General features: G+C 73.1%; 17 protein-coding genes. 4 read left to right on the top strand and 13 right to left on the bottom strand.

Annotated elements, in window-relative coordinates; all coding sequences use genetic code 11:
* Positions 1-42 precede the first annotated feature (42 nt).
* Positions 43-834, bottom strand: coding sequence for a metal-dependent hydrolase (locus tag ACF09E_RS03795; protein WP_388804770.1), 792 nt, complete (start codon positions 832-834; stop codon positions 43-45).
* A 69-nt stretch (positions 835-903) separates the two neighbouring features.
* On the opposite strand from ACF09E_RS03795, the gene ACF09E_RS03800 reads away from it, so the two are divergent.
* The gene (locus tag ACF09E_RS03800; protein WP_392203685.1) at positions 904-3,477 is read left to right on the top strand and encodes a DEAD/DEAH box helicase; all 2,574 of its coding nucleotides are present in this window, start codon (positions 904-906) and stop codon (positions 3,475-3,477) included.
* Positions 3,478-3,491: 14 nt separating this feature from the next.
* Positions 3,492-4,355 (top strand): acyl-CoA thioesterase, encoded by an 864-nt coding sequence (locus tag ACF09E_RS03805; protein WP_392203686.1) that lies wholly within the window; start codon positions 3,492-3,494, stop codon positions 4,353-4,355.
* Positions 4,356-4,401: 46 nt separating this feature from the next.
* Here ACF09E_RS03805 and ACF09E_RS03810 read toward each other — a convergent pair whose 3' ends face one another.
* Positions 4,402-5,472 carry an RNA ligase (ATP) gene (locus ACF09E_RS03810; RefSeq protein WP_392203687.1) on the bottom strand — a complete coding sequence of 357 codons (1,071 nt, stop codon included), beginning with the start codon at positions 5,470-5,472 and terminating at the stop codon, positions 4,402-4,404.
* A 117-nt stretch (positions 5,473-5,589) separates the two neighbouring features.
* Positions 5,590-5,814 carry a DUF6011 domain-containing protein gene (locus tag ACF09E_RS03815; protein WP_392203688.1) on the bottom strand — a complete coding sequence of 75 codons (225 nt, stop codon included), beginning with the start codon at positions 5,812-5,814 and terminating at the stop codon, positions 5,590-5,592.
* 36 nt (positions 5,815-5,850) lie between these two features.
* Here ACF09E_RS03815 and ACF09E_RS03820 point away from each other — a divergent pair, with 36 nt between their 5' ends.
* Complete coding sequence (locus ACF09E_RS03820) at positions 5,851-6,333, top strand: glutathione peroxidase (protein ID WP_361859123.1); 483 nt, start codon at positions 5,851-5,853, stop codon at positions 6,331-6,333.
* A complete protein-coding gene (locus ACF09E_RS03825) occupies positions 6,326-7,108 on the top strand; it encodes a putative protein N(5)-glutamine methyltransferase (protein WP_392203689.1) in 783 nt (260 codons plus the stop codon). Before ACF09E_RS03820 ends, ACF09E_RS03825 begins: the two co-directional genes overlap by 8 nt.
* Before the next feature lie 50 nt (positions 7,109-7,158).
* Here ACF09E_RS03825 and ACF09E_RS03830 read toward each other — a convergent pair whose 3' ends face one another.
* The 10 genes from ACF09E_RS03830 to ACF09E_RS03875 are packed head-to-tail and all read right to left on the bottom strand — an operon-like array spanning position 7,159 to position 16,862.
* Entirely contained in the window at positions 7,159-7,983 is an 825-nt protein-coding gene (locus ACF09E_RS03830; protein ID WP_392203690.1) for a hypothetical protein, read from the bottom strand.
* A gap of 46 nt (positions 7,984-8,029) precedes the next feature.
* Positions 8,030-8,572, bottom strand: coding sequence for a nuclear transport factor 2 family protein (locus ACF09E_RS03835; RefSeq protein ID WP_361859132.1), 543 nt, complete (start codon positions 8,570-8,572; stop codon positions 8,030-8,032).
* Positions 8,573-8,598: 26 nt separating this feature from the next.
* Positions 8,599-9,444, bottom strand: coding sequence for a hypothetical protein (locus ACF09E_RS03840; RefSeq protein ID WP_392203691.1), 846 nt, complete (start codon positions 9,442-9,444; stop codon positions 8,599-8,601).
* Positions 9,441-9,956, bottom strand: coding sequence for a hypothetical protein (locus ACF09E_RS03845; protein ID WP_392203692.1), 516 nt, complete (start codon positions 9,954-9,956; stop codon positions 9,441-9,443). Before ACF09E_RS03845 ends, ACF09E_RS03840 begins: the two co-directional genes overlap by 4 nt.
* Positions 9,953-11,227, bottom strand: a complete 1,275-nt coding sequence (locus tag ACF09E_RS03850) for an MCE family protein (protein ID WP_392203693.1) — start codon at positions 11,225-11,227, stop codon at positions 9,953-9,955. The genes ACF09E_RS03845 and ACF09E_RS03850 overlap by 4 nt, the downstream gene beginning before the upstream one ends.
* Positions 11,224-12,423, bottom strand: a complete 1,200-nt coding sequence (locus ACF09E_RS03855; protein WP_392203694.1) for an MCE family protein — start codon at positions 12,421-12,423, stop codon at positions 11,224-11,226. The genes ACF09E_RS03850 and ACF09E_RS03855 overlap by 4 nt, the downstream gene beginning before the upstream one ends.
* Entirely contained in the window at positions 12,420-13,514 is a 1,095-nt protein-coding gene (locus ACF09E_RS03860) for an MCE family protein (RefSeq protein WP_392203695.1), read from the bottom strand. Before ACF09E_RS03860 ends, ACF09E_RS03855 begins: the two co-directional genes overlap by 4 nt.
* A complete protein-coding gene (locus ACF09E_RS03865) occupies positions 13,511-14,560 on the bottom strand; it encodes an MCE family protein (protein WP_392203696.1) in 1,050 nt (349 codons plus the stop codon). The genes ACF09E_RS03860 and ACF09E_RS03865 overlap by 4 nt, the downstream gene beginning before the upstream one ends.
* Positions 14,557-15,612 (bottom strand): MCE family protein, encoded by a 1,056-nt coding sequence (locus ACF09E_RS03870; protein WP_392203697.1) that lies wholly within the window; start codon positions 15,610-15,612, stop codon positions 14,557-14,559. The genes ACF09E_RS03865 and ACF09E_RS03870 overlap by 4 nt, the downstream gene beginning before the upstream one ends.
* Entirely contained in the window at positions 15,609-16,862 is a 1,254-nt protein-coding gene (locus tag ACF09E_RS03875; RefSeq protein ID WP_392203698.1) for an MCE family protein, read from the bottom strand. The genes ACF09E_RS03870 and ACF09E_RS03875 overlap by 4 nt, the downstream gene beginning before the upstream one ends.

Consider the following 16,862-nt stretch of genomic DNA (forward strand, 5'->3'; position numbering starts at 1 on the left):
AGGGGCCGCGCCGGAGCACCGGCGCGGCCCCTCCCCCGTGCGCTAGATGAACCCGAGAGCGGCGGCGCCGCCCACCCCGCCGAGCAGCATGAACGCCGGCATCAGGACCTTCAGCTCCACCCAGCTGCCGGCCCGGAAGCGCATGGCCTTGGGCGGGCCGACCGGGTACCAGCGCTTCCGGCCCACCGGGATCGGCCACAGGATCGGGCAGCCGGAGACGGTCAGCGCGTCGCCGATGTCGTGGACCAGGGCGCCGAGCAGGATCGGGAGCCCCAGCCACAGGTACTCCTGGCCGGGGGCGGTGAAGAACCAGTCCGCGCCGTTGCCCGGCTGGTCGAGGACGCCCGCCAGGATCCACGCGCTGGTCGCGCCGAGCAGCCAGACCAGGACGTCGCTCGACATCCGGGCGGCCCGCCACAGCAGGCCCTCCACGGCGAGCACCAGGTGGACGAAGAGGATCGCGAGGACCGCCCAGCGGCCGCCGGTGACAGCGGCGGCGGACGCGCCGCCGCCGATCAGGACCGCCCAGAGCCAGGTGTGGGTGAGGGTCCGGTGCCCGCCCGACCTGCGCGGGTCGGTGGTGGAGCGGGTCGCCTTGTAGACGGCGTAGGACAGCTTGTCGACGATCTCGCACAGGGCCTTCGAGACCGGTCCGAAGGCGCGCGAGATCGTCGCCGACTTGTGGTCCAGGTCGGGGGCGAGGGCCGCCCCCGCGCAGATGAGCGCGCCGACGACGAGAACCGGCCACGGCATCGGTCGGTCGTAGGCGGCCGCGGCCGCTCCGACACCCAGCCAGGCCGCCGCTCCGGACAGCGAGTGCGCCGGTCCCATCATGGTTGCCCGCCCCGTTTCTCCCCTGCCGGCGCCCAGTTGACGACCGGTCGACGGACGAGCCTATCGCCCGTGATCTTCATAGCGGTGGCCGGTTCCCTCATCCGGTCGGAATCCAGGCAAGATGGGGGTGTGACCCTTATCGATCAGCTGCCGCCGACCGCCGACCCCGACGCCCTCTTCGAGGCCTTCTCCTCCTGGGCCGAGGACCGGGGCATCACGCTCTACCCGGCCCAGGAAGAGGCGCTGATCGAGGTCGTCTCCGGGGCCAACGTGATCCTCTCCACCCCCACCGGATCGGGAAAGTCGCTGGTCGCGGCGGCTGCCCACTTCACCGCGCTCGCGAACGACCAGGTGACCTTCTACACCGCGCCGATCAAGGCGCTGGTGTCGGAGAAGTTCTTCGACCTGTGCAAGATCTTCGGCACCGAGAACGTCGGCATGCTGACCGGCGACGCCTCCGTCAACGCGGACGCGCCGGTGATCTGCTGCACGGCCGAGGTGCTCGCGTCGATCGCGCTGCGGGACGGCAAGTACGCCGACATCGGCCAGGTCGTCATGGACGAGTTCCACTTCTACGCCGAGCAGGACCGCGGCTGGGCGTGGCAGATCCCGATCCTGGAACTCCCCCAGGCGCAGTTCGTCCTCATGTCGGCGACGCTCGGCGACGTGTCGATGTTCGAGAAGGACCTCACCCGGCGCACGGGCCGGCCGACCTCGGTGGTCCGCTCGGCGACGCGTCCGGTGCCGCTCTCCTACTCGTACGTGCTCACCCCGATCACGGAGACCCTGACGGAGCTCCTGGAGACCAGGCAGGCGCCGGTCTACATCGTCCACTTCACGCAGGCGCAGGCCGTCGAGCGCGCGCAGTCGCTGATGAGCATCAACATGTGCACGCGCGAGGAGAAGGACAAGATCGCCGAGCTGATCGGCAACTTCCGCTTCACCACCAAGTTCGGCCAGAACCTCTCGCGTTACGTCCGCCACGGCATCGGCGTCCACCACGCGGGCATGCTGCCTAAGTACCGGCGGCTCGTCGAGAAGCTGGCGCAGGCCGGTCTCCTCAAGGTGATCTGCGGGACGGACACCCTCGGCGTGGGCGTGAACGTGCCGATCCGCACGGTGCTGTTCACCGCCCTCACGAAGTACGACGGCAACCGGGTCCGGACCCTGCGGGCCCGTGAGTTCCACCAGATCGCGGGCCGGGCCGGCCGGGCCGGCTTCGACACCGCCGGATACGTGGTCGCCCAGGCACCCGAGCACGTCATCGAGAACGAGAAGGCGCTCGCCAAGGCCGGCGACGACCCGAAGAAGCGCCGCAAGGTGGTCCGCAAGAAGGCGCCGGAGGGATTCGTCGCCTGGAGCGACACCACCTTCGACCGGCTCATCGAGGCCGAGCCGGAGCCGCTGACCTCCCGGTTCAAGGTCACCAACATCATGCTGCTGTCGGTGATCGCCCGCCCGGGCAACGCCTTCGAGGCCATGCGCAAGCTCCTGGAGGACAACCACGAGCCGCGCAAGGCCCAGCTGCGCCACATCCGCCGGGCCATCGCGATCTACCGCTCCCTGCTCGACGGCGGTGTCGTCGAGCAGCTGGACACCCCGGACGCCGAGGGCCGCACCATCCGTCTCACGGTCGACCTCCAGCAGGACTTCGCGCTGAACCAGCCCCTGTCGACGTTCGCGCTGGCCGCCTTCGACCTGCTCGACCCGGAGTCCCCCTCGTACGCCCTGGACATGGTCTCGGTCGTCGAGTCCACCCTGGACGACCCCCGGCAGATCCTCGCCGCCATGCAGAACAAGGCCCGCGGCGAGGCCGTCGGACAGATGAAGGCGGACGGCGTCGAGTACGAGGAGCGCATGGAGCGGCTCCAGGACATCTCGTACCCGAAGCCGCTGGAAGAGCTGCTCTGGCACGCGTACAACGTCTACCGGACCTCACACCCGTGGGTCGGCGACCACCCGGTGTCGCCGAAGTCCGTCATCCGCGACATGTACGAACGGGCGCTGACCTTCACGGAGTTCACCTCCTGGTACGAGCTGGCGCGGACCGAGGGCATCGTCCTGCGCTACCTCGCGAGCGCGTACAAGGCGCTCGACCACACCATCCCCGACGACCTCAAGACCGAGGACCTGGAGGACCTGATCGCCTGGCTCGGCGAGATGGTCCGCCAGGTGGACTCCTCGCTGCTCGACGAGTGGGAGCAGCTGGCCAATCCGGAGATCCAGACCGCCGAGGAGGCCCAGGAGAAGGCCGACCAGGTCAAGCCGGTCACCGCCAACGCCCGCGCCTTCCGCGTGCTGGTGCGCAACGCGATGTTCCGCCGGGTGGAGCTGGCCGCGCTCGACAACCTGACCGCGCTCGGCGAGATGGACGCCGAGGCCGGCTGGGACGCGGACGCCTGGGGCGAGGCGATGGACGCCTACTGGGACGAGTACGAGGACCTCGGGACGGGCCCGGACGCGCGCGGCCCGAAGCTGCTGGCCATCGAGGAGGACGCGGCCCACGGCCTGTGGCGCGTCCGGCAGACCTTCGCCGACCCGAACGACGACCACGACTGGGGCATCAGCGCGGAGGTGGATCTCGCGGCCTCCGACGAGGAGGGCCGCGCGGTCGTCCGCGTGACGTCCGTCGGACAGCTGTAGAGGAGAGACCGGACGTGACCAATCCCGCCGAGAGGCTCGTCGATCTGCTCGACCTGGAGCAGATCGAGGTCAACATCTTCCGCGGGCGGAGCCCGCAGGAGTCGCTGCAGCGGGTCTTCGGCGGGCAGGTCGCCGGACAGGCCCTGGTCGCGGCGGGCCGCACCACCGAGGGCGACCGGCCGGTGCACTCGCTGCACGCCTACTTCCTGCGGCCGGGGCGGCCGGGGGTGCCGATCGTCTACCAGGTGGAGCGCGTACGGGACGGCAGGTCGTTCACGACCCGCCGGGTCACGGCCGTCCAGGAGGGCCGGACGATCTTCAACCTCACCGCCTCCTTCCACAAGCCGGAGGACGGCGCCTTCGAGCACCAGCTGCCGCCGCGGCACCTGACGGACCCGGAGAGCCTGCCGAACCTCGCGGACGAGATCCGCGAGCACCTCGGCGCGCTGCCGGAGGCGCTGGAGCGGATGGCCCGCCGGCAGCCCTTCGACATCCGGTACGTGGACCGGCTGCGCTGGACCGCGGACGAGGTCAGGGGCGCGGATCCGCGCAGCGCGGTGTGGATGCGGGCGGTGGGGCCGCTCGGCGACGACCCGCTGATCCACACCTGCGCCCTGACGTACGCCTCGGACATGACGCTCCTCGACGCGGTCCGCATCCCGGTCGAGCCGCTCTGGGGCCCGCGCGGCTTCGACATGGCGTCGCTCGACCACGCGATGTGGTTCCACCGGCCGTTCCGTGCCGACGAGTGGTTCCTGTACGACCAGGAGTCCCCGATCGCGACGGGCGGCCGCGGACTCGCCCGGGGCCGGATCTACGACCGCGAGGGGCAGCTCCTGGTGTCGGTGGTCCAGGAGGGGCTGTTCCGCAAGCTCTGAGCCGGTCCCGGGCCCGGGCGGCCGCTCACCACCCGGGCCCGGACCGTCACTCGTACTCGGTGCCGCCCTTGCGGGTCAGGTAGGCCGGGCTGACCGCCTTGGCGATGGCACGGCCCCCGAGGACCGGGCTGTACCGCTCGGTCGCGGGCCGGATCACGACGCCCTCCCGCAGGTGCGCCTCCCGCCCCGAGACGGTCTCCCGGCCGCTCGCGTGGACCAGCACCGTGTCCAGGTCGTACGGACCGGAGTACAGCCGCGGGACGAGCGGGACCTCGCCGGCCTCCAGGACCTCGGCCGGGTCCAGCCACACCACCCGGCCGTCGATCTCGGCCGACACGTCGAACAGCGCGTAGCCGACGGTCTCGGACCGGGCGTCCGCGCCGTACGCCAGGTCCTGCACCCCGGAGCCGTAGACCTCTCCGAACAGGCCGACCCTGCGGGCGCCGAGCCGCTTCGCCAGCCGCTCGGCGACGGCGGGCAGGCCGTGGCCGTGGACGGCCCGCCAGTACAGGTTGCGCGGGTCCTCCTGGAGGGCCAGGCCCTTCGAGCCGAAGCCCTTGGAGGAGACCTGGACGCGGTCCTCATCGGCGAGGTACGTCAGCAGGCAGGCCGTGCCGTGCAGCTTCTCCGTCAGGACGACCTGCTCCCCCGGCTCGAAGATCTCCGGGTAGCGCTGGAGGTTCTCGATGTCGACCCAGTGCAGCAGGTCGGGCGCGACCTCCACGTCACCGCTCATGGTCGGCGGTATCGGCGGCACCCACTTCGTGATCCCCAGCACCTCGGCGAAGTCCGTCCCCTCGGCCGCGGCCCCCGCCAGGTCGACCTCCGCGAGGGCACCGGGCCGGCACACGATCCCCTGCGACAGCTCCCCGCGCAGCCGTACCGCCTTGACCCGGTCCGCCTTGCCGCCGGCCAGCCGCCCCGTGAGTCCCAGCTCCTCGATCAGCGCGGCGGGCAGCACCGACTGCTCGGGGATGTAGACGGCGGCGTCCCCGGTGCGGTACGCGCCCTTGGCGACGACGGCGCGGTAGAGGCCGACCTGCGCCAGCTCCAGGGCGTCGGCGTTCGGATGGGGATGGACGGTCAGGACTTCGGCGGTGACGCGCAGGGTCGACATCTCAGGACTCCGGGTGCTCGGGTTTCGGTTTCATCGGGGCCCACTGTGCCGACCGGGAAAGGGCTGGGCGATCGGGTTTTCCGGCTGCTAGCGTCACGCGGTTCCGGCGCGGTGCCGCTACAGCTCCTCGTCGATGCCGGGGAGCGCGTCCTGGTCGACCTCGTGGCGGCGGGTGCGGACGTCCGGCGCCGGCGGGTGCAGTTTGGCGTCGCAGGTGGGCCCCAGACCGGTGCGGCGGGAGTCGGCGCCGGTCAGGGGCCGGCCGCACAGCCGGCACAGGATCCTGCGCGGTCCTGCCTCCGGTGCGGAATCGATCGAGATTGCCAGTGGTTCGTCTCCCATGCTGAGATCAAACCCTATTCCGACGAGGAGCAGTCCATGAGCCTGTACGACATCCCGCTGAAGACCCTGACCGGCGAGCCGGTCTCCCTTGCCGACTACGGCGACCGCGCGGTCCTGGTCGTGAACGTCGCCTCCAAGTGCGGTCTGACCCCGCAGTACGAGGGCCTGGAGCAGCTGCAGAAGGAGTACGGCGACCGCGGCTTCACCGTGCTCGGCGTGCCCTGCAACCAGTTCGCCGGCCAGGAGCCCGGCAGCGCCGAGGAGATCCAGACCTTCTGCTCCACGACCTACGGCGTCTCCTTCCCGCTCCTGGAGAAGACCGACGTCAACGGCGAGGACCGCCACCCGCTCTACACCGAGCTCGTCAAGGTCGCCGACGCCGACGGCGAGGCCGGCGACGTCCAGTGGAACTTCGAGAAGTTCCTGATCGGTCGCGACGGCTCGATCACCCGCTTCCGTCCCCGCACCGAGCCCGGCGCTCCCGAGATCGTCTCCGCCATCGAGGCCCGGCTTGTCTGACGTCCTGAGCGGCGACGGGGTCGTCGAGCGGCTGCGCGCAGCGGGCTGCGTCTTCGCCGAGGAGGAGGCGGAGCTGCTGCGCGCGGCGGCGGGCGGCCCCGCCGCGCTCGACCGCATGGTCGAGCGGCGGTCCGCGGGCCTGCCGCTGGAGCACGTCGTCGGCTGGGCCGAGTTCGCCGGGCTGCGCGTCGAGGTGGACCCCGGGGTGTTCGTGCCCCGGCGCCGTACGGAGTTCCTGATCGGCCACGCCGTGGAGCGGGCCCGTCCGGGCGCCGTCTGCGTCGACCTGTGCTGCGGCTCCGGCGCGGCGGGCGCCGTCCTGCTCGACCGGGTCGAGGGCGCCGAGGTGCACGCCTCGGACATCGAGCCCGCGGCCGTGCGGTGCGCCCGCCGGAACGTGGAATCGCGCGGCGGCCGGGTCCACGAGGGCGACCTGTTCGCCCCGCTGCCCCCGGAGCTGCGGGGGCGCGTCGAGGTCCTGGTCGCCAACGTCCCGTACGTCCCGACCGGCGACATCGGACTGCTGCCCCCCGAGGCCCGCGACCACGAGCCGCTCGTCACGCTCGACGGCGGTCCGGACGGCCTCGACGTGCTGCGCCGCGTCGCCGCCGAGGCCCCGGAGTGGCTGGCGCCGGGCGGCGGCCTGCTGGTGGAGACGAGCGAGCGGCAGGCGGAGCGGGCGGCCGAGGCGGTCGCCGGGCACGGCCTGGAGCCTCGGATCCTCCGCTGCGAGGAGCTCTACGCGACCGTGCTCCTCGCGACCCGGCCGGGCTGACCGGGCCGGCCGCGCCGGCCGGGGCACGGTCTTCCGGGCCGCTCGGCGGCTCAGCGGCCGAACGTGTCGATGTTCTCGACGAGCCAGCGGCCGTCGCGGCGGACGACGTCCACGGCGAACATCGCGCCCGCGTAGACCCCCTGGTCACCGTTCTTCGCACCCGCCCCGGCCTTGCCCTTCGCCGGCGTGCCGGCCGTGCTCACGCTGCTCTGGTCGGCGTAGACGAGGACACGGGCGCGGCCGCCGTCGATCCGCTCGACCGCGCTGTCGGTGACCGTCGTCGTGATCACCGTCTTCTGCTGGGCCGCCTTGGCGAGCACCCCGGCGAGCAGCGTCCGGTGCTGGTCGACGGCCTTGCCGGTGAGGAGCGTCCGGCCGGCCCGTTCGAAGGGGGCGGTGTCGGCGTGGTCGTACGAGAAGAGGGCGGCGACGGCGGCGCCCGTCTGGCCCTTGATCTCACTGGTGCGGGCGACGTCCGTGAGGGCGGTGTTGCCGCGCGCGGGGTCGTCGCGGAGCTCCCCCGCCCGGCTGAACGCCCAGCCGGCGAAGCCCCCGAGCAGGAGCGTCAGGACGCACAGGGAGGCGAGCAGGACCCGGCCGGTCCTCTCCGGTCCGGTCCTCTCCCGGCGACCGTCCTCCCGGCTGCTCGTCTCCCGGCCGGCGCTGCTCCGGCCGCCGCGGCCGCCGTCCCGGTCCGCGCCGCGCCGTGCGGGTCGCTCCGCCCGTTTCTCCCGCTGCTCCGGCTCCTCCCCGTCCGGGAGGGCCGGTTCCGTGAGGACACCGGCGGAGGTACGGGACCGGAGGGCCGATGCCGGAGGGTCGGCGAGGGCCTGGCGGCGGCGCTGGCGGTTGAGGTGGTGGCGGGGCGTCGGCATCGTGCGTGTCCTTTCGGGTGCGGGCGGCGGTCTCGGTACGGCCGGGTCAGCCGGCCGCCGAACCGCCCACGGGGGCCTGCCCCAGCGCGCTGAGCTTCCAGCCGCCGTCGGTGCGGGTGAGTTCGCCGAGCATCCGGCTGTCCTTGTCGGAGCTCTTGCTGTCGGCCGTCGTGACGGTGATGCGCAGGGCGACGAGCAGCCGGGCCCGCCCCGCCCGGTCGTCGAGTTCCGTGACGGCGCCGGACAGCACCCGGGCCGTGGTCACCGTCCTGGCCGTACGGACCTGACCCGTGAACTCCTCGCGCCCCTCGACCAGTTGCTCGTGCAGTTCCCCGGTCGTGGAGGACTCCCACAGGTCGAGGCCCTGCTCCACGCGTCGATGGTCCAGTGTGTTCAGGTTCTGCACGGCCTGCTCCCCCGCCGCGAGCGCCTCGTCGCGCTGCACGGCGTACGCGGCGGAGTCGTCGTGGGCCGCGGCGTACCAGTCCCGCCCGGCCCAGGCGGCCGAGGCGCCCGCCGCGAGGACGAGCACGAGGGCCGCGGCCAGGGCCGGGCGGCTGCCCGCCGGGGTGCGGACCGGGCGTGTCATGGGGTGCTCCCGTCTCCCGCTCATGCTCAGCGGGCCTTGATGTCGACGATCAGCCACCGGTCGTCCTGGAACCGTGCGGTGACGGTGAGTTGGGCCGCGGCGGACGTGGTCGTCCCGCCGTCACGGCCCGGTCCCTCCCGTCGCGAGACCTGGTCGAGGAAGACGAGGAGGCGCGCCCGGTCACCGTCGAGCTCGATCACTCCGGTGCGGACGGTCTGCGTGGCGAGGGTGATCCGCTGCTCGACGAGCCGCGCGCGGACCTGGGCGAACAGATCGGTGTACTGGCGTGCGGCCCGCCCGGCGAGGACGGTCCCGGCGGAGCGCTCGACGCCGTCGTTGCTCTCGGGGGTGTAGGAGAAGATCCGGGCGAGGCCCTCTCCGACGTCACCGCCGACCCGGGCGGTGGCCCCGGCGTCGGTGAGCGCCTGGTTGCGCGCGGAGGGGGTGTCGCCCAGCCGGTGGGCACCGTAGAAGAAGGCGCTTCCGGCGAGGAGGAGCACGGCGACGGCCCCGGCGAGGGCGGCTCGCCGCCAGGTGGCGGGGAGGACGCGGACGGTGCGCCCCGCGGAGGGCTCGCCGTCGCCGGCCGCGGCCCCGGTCCCGTCCGCGGTTCCGGACCCGGCCGCGGTTCCGGACCCGGCCGCCGTACCGGACCCGGGCGTGTCGTCGGCCGCGGCCCCGTCGCCCGCCCCGTGCTCGTGCTCGTGCTCGTCGGCGGCCGCGGACCCGCCCGCCGCGCCGGCGTCGTCCGCGGTGCCCGTCCCGTCCGCCGTGCCGCCACGCGCGGCCGCCGTCCGCTCGGTCCCCTCCGGGGTCCCTCCCGGCGTTCCGCTCGACCCGGCCGTCGCCGACCTTCGCAGGAGCCGCGTCATTCGTTCTCCCCCTTCTCCGCTCCGGCGACGGGGACGGCACTCAGCGCCGCGACCCGCCAGGTGTCCTCGCCGGTGCGCGTCAGGACGGCCTCCAGGCGCTTGCGGTCGGTGGACGCCGCGCCGCCGCCGCGCGGGGTGACGTCGACGCGGACGGTCGCGATGAGCTTCGCCGTACCCGCCCGGGCGTCGAGTGCGGTCACGGCGGCCTCGGTGACCGTCGCCCGGGCCGAGGCGCCCACCGCGGGCGCGGTGCGCCCCAGTTCGGTGCGGAGCGGTCCGGTCGAGGCCTCGCGCCAGGCCCGGACGCCGGCCTCGGCGCGTTCGCGGGTCGAGGCGTCGAGGGTGTGGAGCACGGTGAGGCGGTCCCGGCCCTCGGCGAGTGCCGTGTCCCGCTCGCGGCCGAAGGCCAGGCTCTCGTCGCCACGGGCCTGCGCGTAGGTCCAGGCTCCGGTCCCGCAGAAGCCGAGGGCGGCGACGAGGGCGACGGCGCCGAGGATCCGGCCCCGCCTCATCGCGCGCTCCCGGTGCCCAGGCCGAGGAGCCCCGCCATGTCCGTCGGCCCGCCGTTCTGGCCGGGCAGGGCCAGCGCGCCGGGCAGGGCCTGCCCGGCGCCCCGCGTGGCGCCCGCGGCCCCCGAGGGCAGGGAGCCGGGGCGGGCCGGGGCGGGCACGGGGCCGCCCTTGGGCGCCTGGGCCGAGCCGCGCACGTTGACCCCCGCCGCGGCGGAGCCCGTGCAGGCCGCCCCGGTGTTGAGGGCGGGCGCGGTGCCCAGGTCGAGGCCGTTGCGGTAGCGCGTGGCGCCGTATCCCGCGGTGCACGGCAGCGGCTTGAAGAAGGTGACGGCCATGCCGAAGTTCATGCGGCCTCCCTCGACGGCGGTGGCTCCGGCGGACACGGCCGCCGGGTACTTCACGAACAGCTCCTCCATGCCGCGCTGCCGGGTGACCGCGATCTCCGAGGTGGTCAGGAGGTTGGCGAGGACGACGCCCAGGCTCGGGTCGAGATCGCGCAGGAGTCCGCTGACCTGTCCGGTCGCGTCGGGGGTGACGGCGAGGAGGCGGCGCAGGTCGGCGTCGGAGGTCTTGAGGGTGGCGGCCAGGGTGCGGGCTCCGGTGGCGAAGTCCCTGATGGCGCGGCTCTCCTCGGCCTGGGTGCGCAGGACCACCTCGCCGTCCTCGATGAGGCGGGTGGTGGCCGGCAGGGCCGTGTCGGCGGCCTGGACGAAGCGGCTGCCGCTGTCGAGGAGGACCTGGAGGTCGTCGCCGTGGCCCTCGAAGGCCTTGCCGAGCTCGTCGACGACCGTGCGGAGGGACTCCAGGGGGACGGAGGAGGTGAGGTCGTTCATGCCGGCGAGGACGTCGGTGACGGGTGCCGGTACGCGGGTGTCGGACTGCTCGATGCGGGCGCCGTCGGCGAGGTAGGGGCCGCCGTCGCTCTCCGGGCGCAGGTCGATGTACTGCTCGCCGACGGCGGAGAGGCCCGCGACGACGGCCCGTGCGTCGGCGGGGATCGGCGGGGCGGAGTTCTTGATGCGCAGTTCGGCCACGACGCCTTCGGCGGTGAGGCCGATGTCGCCGACCCGCCCCACGGAGACGCCCCGGTAGGTGACGTCGGAGTGGGTGAACAGACCGCCGGTGCGGGCGAGGTGGACCCGCACGGTGTAGTGGTCGGCGATGCCGGCGTAGCGGCCGAGGTCGGCGTAGCGGACGCCGACGAAGCCGAGGACGAGGACGGCGACGACGAGGAACGCGAGGTTCTTGAGCCGTACGGTACGGGTGATCACCGGGACCGCCCTCCGTCCTTCGGCGGGGCCGCCGGTGGCAGCGGCAGGGGTGTGGCGGTGCTCGGGGTCCCGCTGCCCGGCCCGGTTCCGCGGCGGGCGGCCGGTGCCGGGTCGGACGGGGTGGGCGCCGGGGTGGGCGTGGTGCCGGTCCGGGGGATCAGGGGCGGGATCACCTCGGTCCCCGGGGCGGCGGCGAGGTGCAGGTAGGTGTTGAGGTAGTCGCCCTTGACGCCGCGCAGCACCTCGTCGGTGAAGGGGTAGGTGAGCAGCACCTGGAGGGAGTCGGGCAGGTCGGCGCCGGCGTCCGCGAGTGCCGTGAGGGTGGGGGCGAGTGCCTTGAGGTCGGCGACCATGTCCTTCTTGCTCGCGTCGATGGTGGTGACGGCGACCCCGGACAGGGTGTCCAGGGCGCGCAGCATGGTCAGCAGGGAGCCCCGCTGGTTCTCCAGCGTCCGGAGGCCGGGCGAGAGGTCGGTGAGGACGGTGTCGACGTCCTTCTTGCGGCCGGCGAGGGTGGCGGAGAGCCGGTTGATGCCGTCGAGGGCGCGGGTGATGTCGCCGCGGTGGGCGTCGAGTGTCTTCACGAGGGTGTTGACCCGCCGGAGCATCGAGCGGACCTCGGGTTCGCGTCCGCCGAGCGCCGCGTTGAGTTCGCGGGTGATCGTCTTGAGCTGGTTGACGCCGCCGCCGTTGAGGAGCAGGGACAGGGCGCCGAAGACCTCCTCGACCTCGGTGTTGCGGCTGGTGCGGGCGAGCGGGATGACGCTGCCGTCGGCAAGCCGTCCGCCGCCGTCCTTCGGCGGGGCGACGAGCTGGATGTACTTCTCGCCGAGGAGGCTCGACTGCTCCAGCCGGGCGCCCGCGTCGGCGGGCAGCCGGACGTCGCCGTTGATCTTCAGGGTGACCCGGGCGGACCAGTTGTCGGAGCCGAGTTCGATGGCGGTGACGCGTCCGACGGCGACGTCGTTGACCTTGACCGCGGACTGCGGCACGAGGCTGAGGACGTCGTCGAGTTCCGCGGTGACCGTGTACGGGTGGGGGCCGAGGTCGGCTCCGCCGGGCAGGGGCAGGTCCTCGATGCCGTCGAAGCGGAAGGGGTTTCCGGGGGTCGCCCCGAGGACGAGGGCGAGCCCGAGGCCGAGCACGACGGCGCCGGCGGCGGCCGCTCCGGCCGCCCGCGGGGTGGGGCCTCTCATCGGTCCCCCTCTCCGGCGGCCGGCGCGGAGGTGTCCGGCGTGGGGCCGCCAGGTCCGGCCGCGCCGCCCGGCCCGGCGGATCCGCCGGTGGACGCGGAGCCTCCGGCGACCGGCAGCGGCAGCAGGGAGCCGCCCATGCTGATCTCGTTGAGATTGGCCCGGCCGTCGAGGGTGCGGGTGTCCTTGTTGTAGGCGTTGACGACGTTGGCGGCGGCGAGCGGGGCGACGTCGAGTGCCTCGGCGAGGGAGGCGCGCTGGTCGACGAGGGTCTGGGTGAGGGGGACGAGGCGGTCGACGTTCTTCTTGAGCTCGCCGCGGTTGTCCCTGATGAACGCCTTGACCTGGACGAGTGCCCTGCCGAGTTCCTTGAGGGCGCCGGCGAGGTCGTCCTTGTTCTCCGCGAAGTAGCCGACGACCTCGTCGAGGCGTTCCTGCGCGGTGCGGACGTCGCCGTCCTTGTCCTTGAGCATGGTGGTGAAGGTCTGCAGCTGGCCGAGGCTGGTGAAGAGGTCCTCGCTGCTGCCGTCGAGGGTCTTGGCGGCCTTGCCGAACTCCTTGATGGAGGTGCCGATGGAGGCGCCGTTGCCCTTGAGGTTCCTGGCGCCGGTGTCGAGGAGTTCGGACAGGGCGCCGGCGGAGTTGGCGCCGTCCGGGCCGAGGGCCCGGCTCAGTTCGGTGATGGAGTCGTAGAGCTGGTCGATCTCGACGGGGGTGCGGTTGCGGGAGGCGGGCAGTTCGGCGCCGTCGGAGAGGGTCGGGCCGGTGCTGTACGCGGGGCTGAGCTGCACGTACCGGTCGGCGACGATGCTGGGGGCGACGACGAGGGCCCGGGCGTCGGCGGGGACGCGGACGCCCTCGTCGAGGAGGAGCCGGACCCGCACCCGGGTGCCCTGCGGTTCCACGGACTCGACCTCGCCGACGCGCACGCCGAGGACCCGCAGGTCGGAGCCCGCGTAGATGCCGACCGCCCGGTCGAACCAGGCGGTGATCCGGGTGCCCTCGTCGTCGAGGACGCGGACGGCGACGAGGCCGCAGGCGGCGAGCACCGCGAGGGCCAGGCCGGCGACGAGGGGCTTTCTGGGACTGGTCATCGTTCACCGCTCCCCTTGGCCGTCGCCTTGGGTCGCGGCGGCAGGCATCCGGTCGTGGGCTGCGAGGTGTCGGGCAGGTAGGCGCGGGGCACCACGCCGCACAGGTAGCTGTCGAACCAGCGGCCGCTGCCGAGGGTGTTGCCGACGAGGCGGTAGTACGGGCCGATCAGCGCGAGTGTCTCGTCGAGCCGGCCGCTGTTCCGCTCCAGGACTCCGGTGACCCGGCCGAGGGCCTTGAGGGTGGGGCCGAGCTGGCGGTCGTTGTCGGCGACGACGCCGCTGAGTTCGGTGCCGAGCGCCCGGCTTCCCTTGAGGAGGGCGCGGATGGCGTCGCGGCGCTGCCGGAGTTCGCCGAGCAGGGAGCCGCCGTCCTCGATGAGGATCTCGAAGCTGGACTTCTTGTCCTCCAGGGTCTTGGTGAACTTCCGGCTGTTCGCGAGGAGTCGGGCCAGTTCGGTGTCGCGCTTCGAGACCGACCGGGAGAGCTCGGAGAGGCCGGTGGCGGCGTTGCGGACGTGCGGCGGGGAGTTCTTGAAGGTGTCGGAGATCGTCTCGAAGCTCTCCGCGAGCTTGGCGGTGTCGAGGGCGTCGACGGTGCCGCTGAGGTCCTGGAAGGCCTGGGTGACGTCGTACGGGGACGTGGTGCGCGACTGCGGGATGCGGGTGCCGGGGTCCTGTCGTTCGGAGCCCAGGGGGTCGAGGGCCAGGTACTTCTCGCCGAGGAGGGTCTTGATGGCGATGGCGGCGGTGGACCGGTCGCCGACCCAGGCGTCGCCGACCTCGAACGCCACCTTGACCTTGGGTCCGTCGAGGGTGACCTCGGTGACCTTGCCGACCTTGACGCCGGCGATGCGGACCTCGTCGCCTGCGTCGAGTCCGGCGGCCTCGGAGAAGTCGGCGCTGTAGGTGGTGTCGTCGCCGACCAGGGGCAGGCGCTCCACGTTGAACGCCAGGGCGGCGATCAGGGCGAGGAGGAGCAGTCCGGCGACGGCGACCGCGACGGGGTTGCGTTCCTTGGCCGGCTTGAACCGGGGGCGGGGGCTCATCCGCGGCACCTCGGTTCGGTCACGGCGATCCCGGTCGGCGGCTTCGAGCCGTCGGAGGTTCCCACGCCGGTCACGCGCGCCTCGCAGAGGTAGAGGTTGAACCACGATCCGTACGAGGACAGCCGGGCCAGGGCGGTCATCTTGGCGGGGGTGTTGGCCAGGAAGGACTCGATGGCGGGGGTGTGGGCGCCGAGGGTGCCGGAGAGCCGGCCGAGTTCGCGGATGTCCTTCTTGAGGGGTGCCCGGGCCTCCTGGAAGAGCCCGGCGGTCGTCGTGGTGAGGGCGCCGACGGCCTGGACGGCCTCGCCGAGGGGTTTGCGGTCGGTGTTGAAGCCGGTGACCAGTTTCCGGAGGGTGACGACGAGGTCGTCGAAGGCGGCCTCGCGGTTGTTGAGGGTGGTGAGGACGGTGTTGAGGTGGGTGACGACCTGGCCGATCACCTCGTCCTTGGCGGCGACCGTGCGGGTCAGGGAGCCGATGTGGCGCAGCAGGCTGTCGACGGTGCCGCTCTCGCCCTGGAGGACCTGCACGAGCGATCCGGCGAGGTCGTTGACGTCGGCGGGCGAGAGTCCCTCGAAGAGGGGCTTGAACCCGTTGAAGAGCAGGGTCAGGTCGAGGGCGGGGGTGGTGCGGTCGAGGGGGATGGTGTCCCCGTCGTGCAGGGTGCCGGTGAGGTCGCCGCTGCCGCGGCCGAGGGAGACGTAGCGCTGCCCGACCATGTTGAGGTACTTGACGGCGGCGGTCGCCGAGCGGGGCACGGAGCGGTCCTCGCGGACCGAGAAGGTGACCTCCGCGGTGCGCCGTTCGACGACGCGTACGCCGGTCACCTCGCCGACCTTGACTCCGGCGATGCGCACCGAGTCGCCCTTGACGAGTCCGGTGACGTCGGTGAACAGCGCCTTGTAGGAGCGGGTGGCGGAGCCGACGCCGGTGTTGGCGATGCTGAGGCCGAGGAGCGCGGTGGCCAGCGCCGTGACCAGGACGAACGCGAGGGACTTCAGAACGGTGCCGGTCAGTCCGCGCCGGCGCGTGTGGGCGGGTCGCGTGCTCATCCGAGGGTCACCTCCGCGCCGCGGAACGCCGGTCCGACGAGCGTGCTGCTCCAGTCCGGGAGGTCGCCGGGCCGCTTGCCCGCCGCGGGGGCGAGGAGTTCGTTGACGAGGTCGTTCTCCTGCGGCGAGTTGGCGGGGCCGAGGTTCTGGTCGGCCGCGGCCGCCGCCCGTGCGGCGGGGGCCACCGGGATGCCGAGGTAGGGCACGGGGTAGCAGCGCGGGCCGCCGCCGGATCCGTACGACGGGGTGTCCCGGCCGGGGACGTACGCGCCGCGCGAGGGCACGGTGGTGACGTCGACGTGCAGTCCCGGCTGGTCGGTGCCCTTGCCGAGGGCCTTGTCCATGGCCGGCACGAACTGGGCGAGGGTGCGCAGGGTGCAGGGGAAGGACGGCGCGTACTCGGCGAGCAGCTCCAGGGTGGGCCGGCCGGTGGCGCTGAGCCGGATGATGTTGTCCTTGTTCTGGCGCAGGAAGGCGGTCAGGTCCTGGGCCGTCCTGGTGGTGGCGCCGAGGGTGCCGGCGAGGTCGGCCTCCTTCTCGGCGAGGGTGCCGCTGGTGGTGGTGAAGTCGGTGAGCGCCGTGACGATGTCGGGGGCGGCGTCGGCGTAGACGTGGCTGACCTTCACGAGTTCTTTCAGGTCGCGGGTGAGGGCGGGCAGTTGGGGGTTGAACTCGCGCAGGTGGGCGTCGAGTTCGGTGAGGGTGTCGCCGAGCGTGTCGCCGCGGCCCTCCAGGGCCCGGGAGACTGCCGACAGGGTCGCCGACAGTTTCTGCGGCTGGACGGCGGTGAGCAGCGGGAGGACGTTGTCGAGGACCTGCTGGAGTTCGACGGCGTTGCTGGAGCGGTCCTCCGGGATGACGGCGCCGGGTGCGAGGGGGGCGGCGGTGGAGTCGCCGGGGGGTACGAGGGCGACGAACCGTTCGCCGAAGAGGGTGGTGGGGAGCATCTGGGCGCGGACGTCGGAGGGCACGTGGCGGAGGCTGCCGGGGCGCATGGCGAGGGTGAGCCGGGCTCCGGCGTCGGTGGCGTCGATGGCGCGGACCTCGCCGATGACGACGCCGCGGAGCTTCACCTCGGCGCCGAGGTGCATCTCGTTGCCGACGCTGCCGGTCTCGACGACGACGGGGTCGGAGTCGGTGAACTCCTTCTCGTAGACGGCGATCGCGAGCCAGGCGAGCAGGGCGGGCACCAGGAGGAAGACCACGCCGGCGAACCGGCGGCGCAGGGTCTCGGCACGTGGGTCGCTCAT

The sequence above is a fragment of the Streptomyces sp. NPDC014891 genome, assembly GCF_043081085.1.
Lineage (GTDB): Bacteria > Actinomycetota > Actinomycetes > Streptomycetales > Streptomycetaceae > Streptomyces.

Bases quoted from the DNA above. Each gene is read 5' to 3' on its own strand.
- ACF09E_RS03795 (WP_388804770.1), bottom strand. From the start codon at position 834: ATGATGGGACCGGCGCACTCGCTGTCCGGAGCGGCGGCCTGGCTGGGT.
- ACF09E_RS03810 (WP_392203687.1), bottom strand. From the start codon at position 5,472: ATGTCGACCCTGCGCGTCACCGCCGAAGTCCTGACCGTCCATCCCCAT.
- ACF09E_RS03815 (WP_392203688.1), bottom strand. From the start codon at position 5,814: ATGGGAGACGAACCACTGGCAATCTCGATCGATTCCGCACCGGAGGCA.
- ACF09E_RS03820 (WP_361859123.1), top strand. From the start codon at position 5,851: ATGAGCCTGTACGACATCCCGCTGAAGACCCTGACCGGCGAGCCGGTC.
- ACF09E_RS03830 (WP_392203690.1), bottom strand. From the start codon at position 7,983: ATGCCGACGCCCCGCCACCACCTCAACCGCCAGCGCCGCCGCCAGGCC.
- ACF09E_RS03835 (WP_361859132.1), bottom strand. From the start codon at position 8,572: ATGACACGCCCGGTCCGCACCCCGGCGGGCAGCCGCCCGGCCCTGGCC.
- ACF09E_RS03840 (WP_392203691.1), bottom strand. From the start codon at position 9,444: ATGACGCGGCTCCTGCGAAGGTCGGCGACGGCCGGGTCGAGCGGAACG.
- ACF09E_RS03845 (WP_392203692.1), bottom strand. From the start codon at position 9,956: ATGAGGCGGGGCCGGATCCTCGGCGCCGTCGCCCTCGTCGCCGCCCTC.
- ACF09E_RS03855 (WP_392203694.1), bottom strand. From the start codon at position 12,423: ATGAGAGGCCCCACCCCGCGGGCGGCCGGAGCGGCCGCCGCCGGCGCC.
- ACF09E_RS03860 (WP_392203695.1), bottom strand. From the start codon at position 13,514: ATGACCAGTCCCAGAAAGCCCCTCGTCGCCGGCCTGGCCCTCGCGGTG.
- ACF09E_RS03865 (WP_392203696.1), bottom strand. From the start codon at position 14,560: ATGAGCCCCCGCCCCCGGTTCAAGCCGGCCAAGGAACGCAACCCCGTC.
- ACF09E_RS03870 (WP_392203697.1), bottom strand. From the start codon at position 15,612: ATGAGCACGCGACCCGCCCACACGCGCCGGCGCGGACTGACCGGCACC.
- ACF09E_RS03875 (WP_392203698.1), bottom strand. From the start codon at position 16,862: ATGAGCGACCCACGTGCCGAGACCCTGCGCCGCCGGTTCGCCGGCGTG.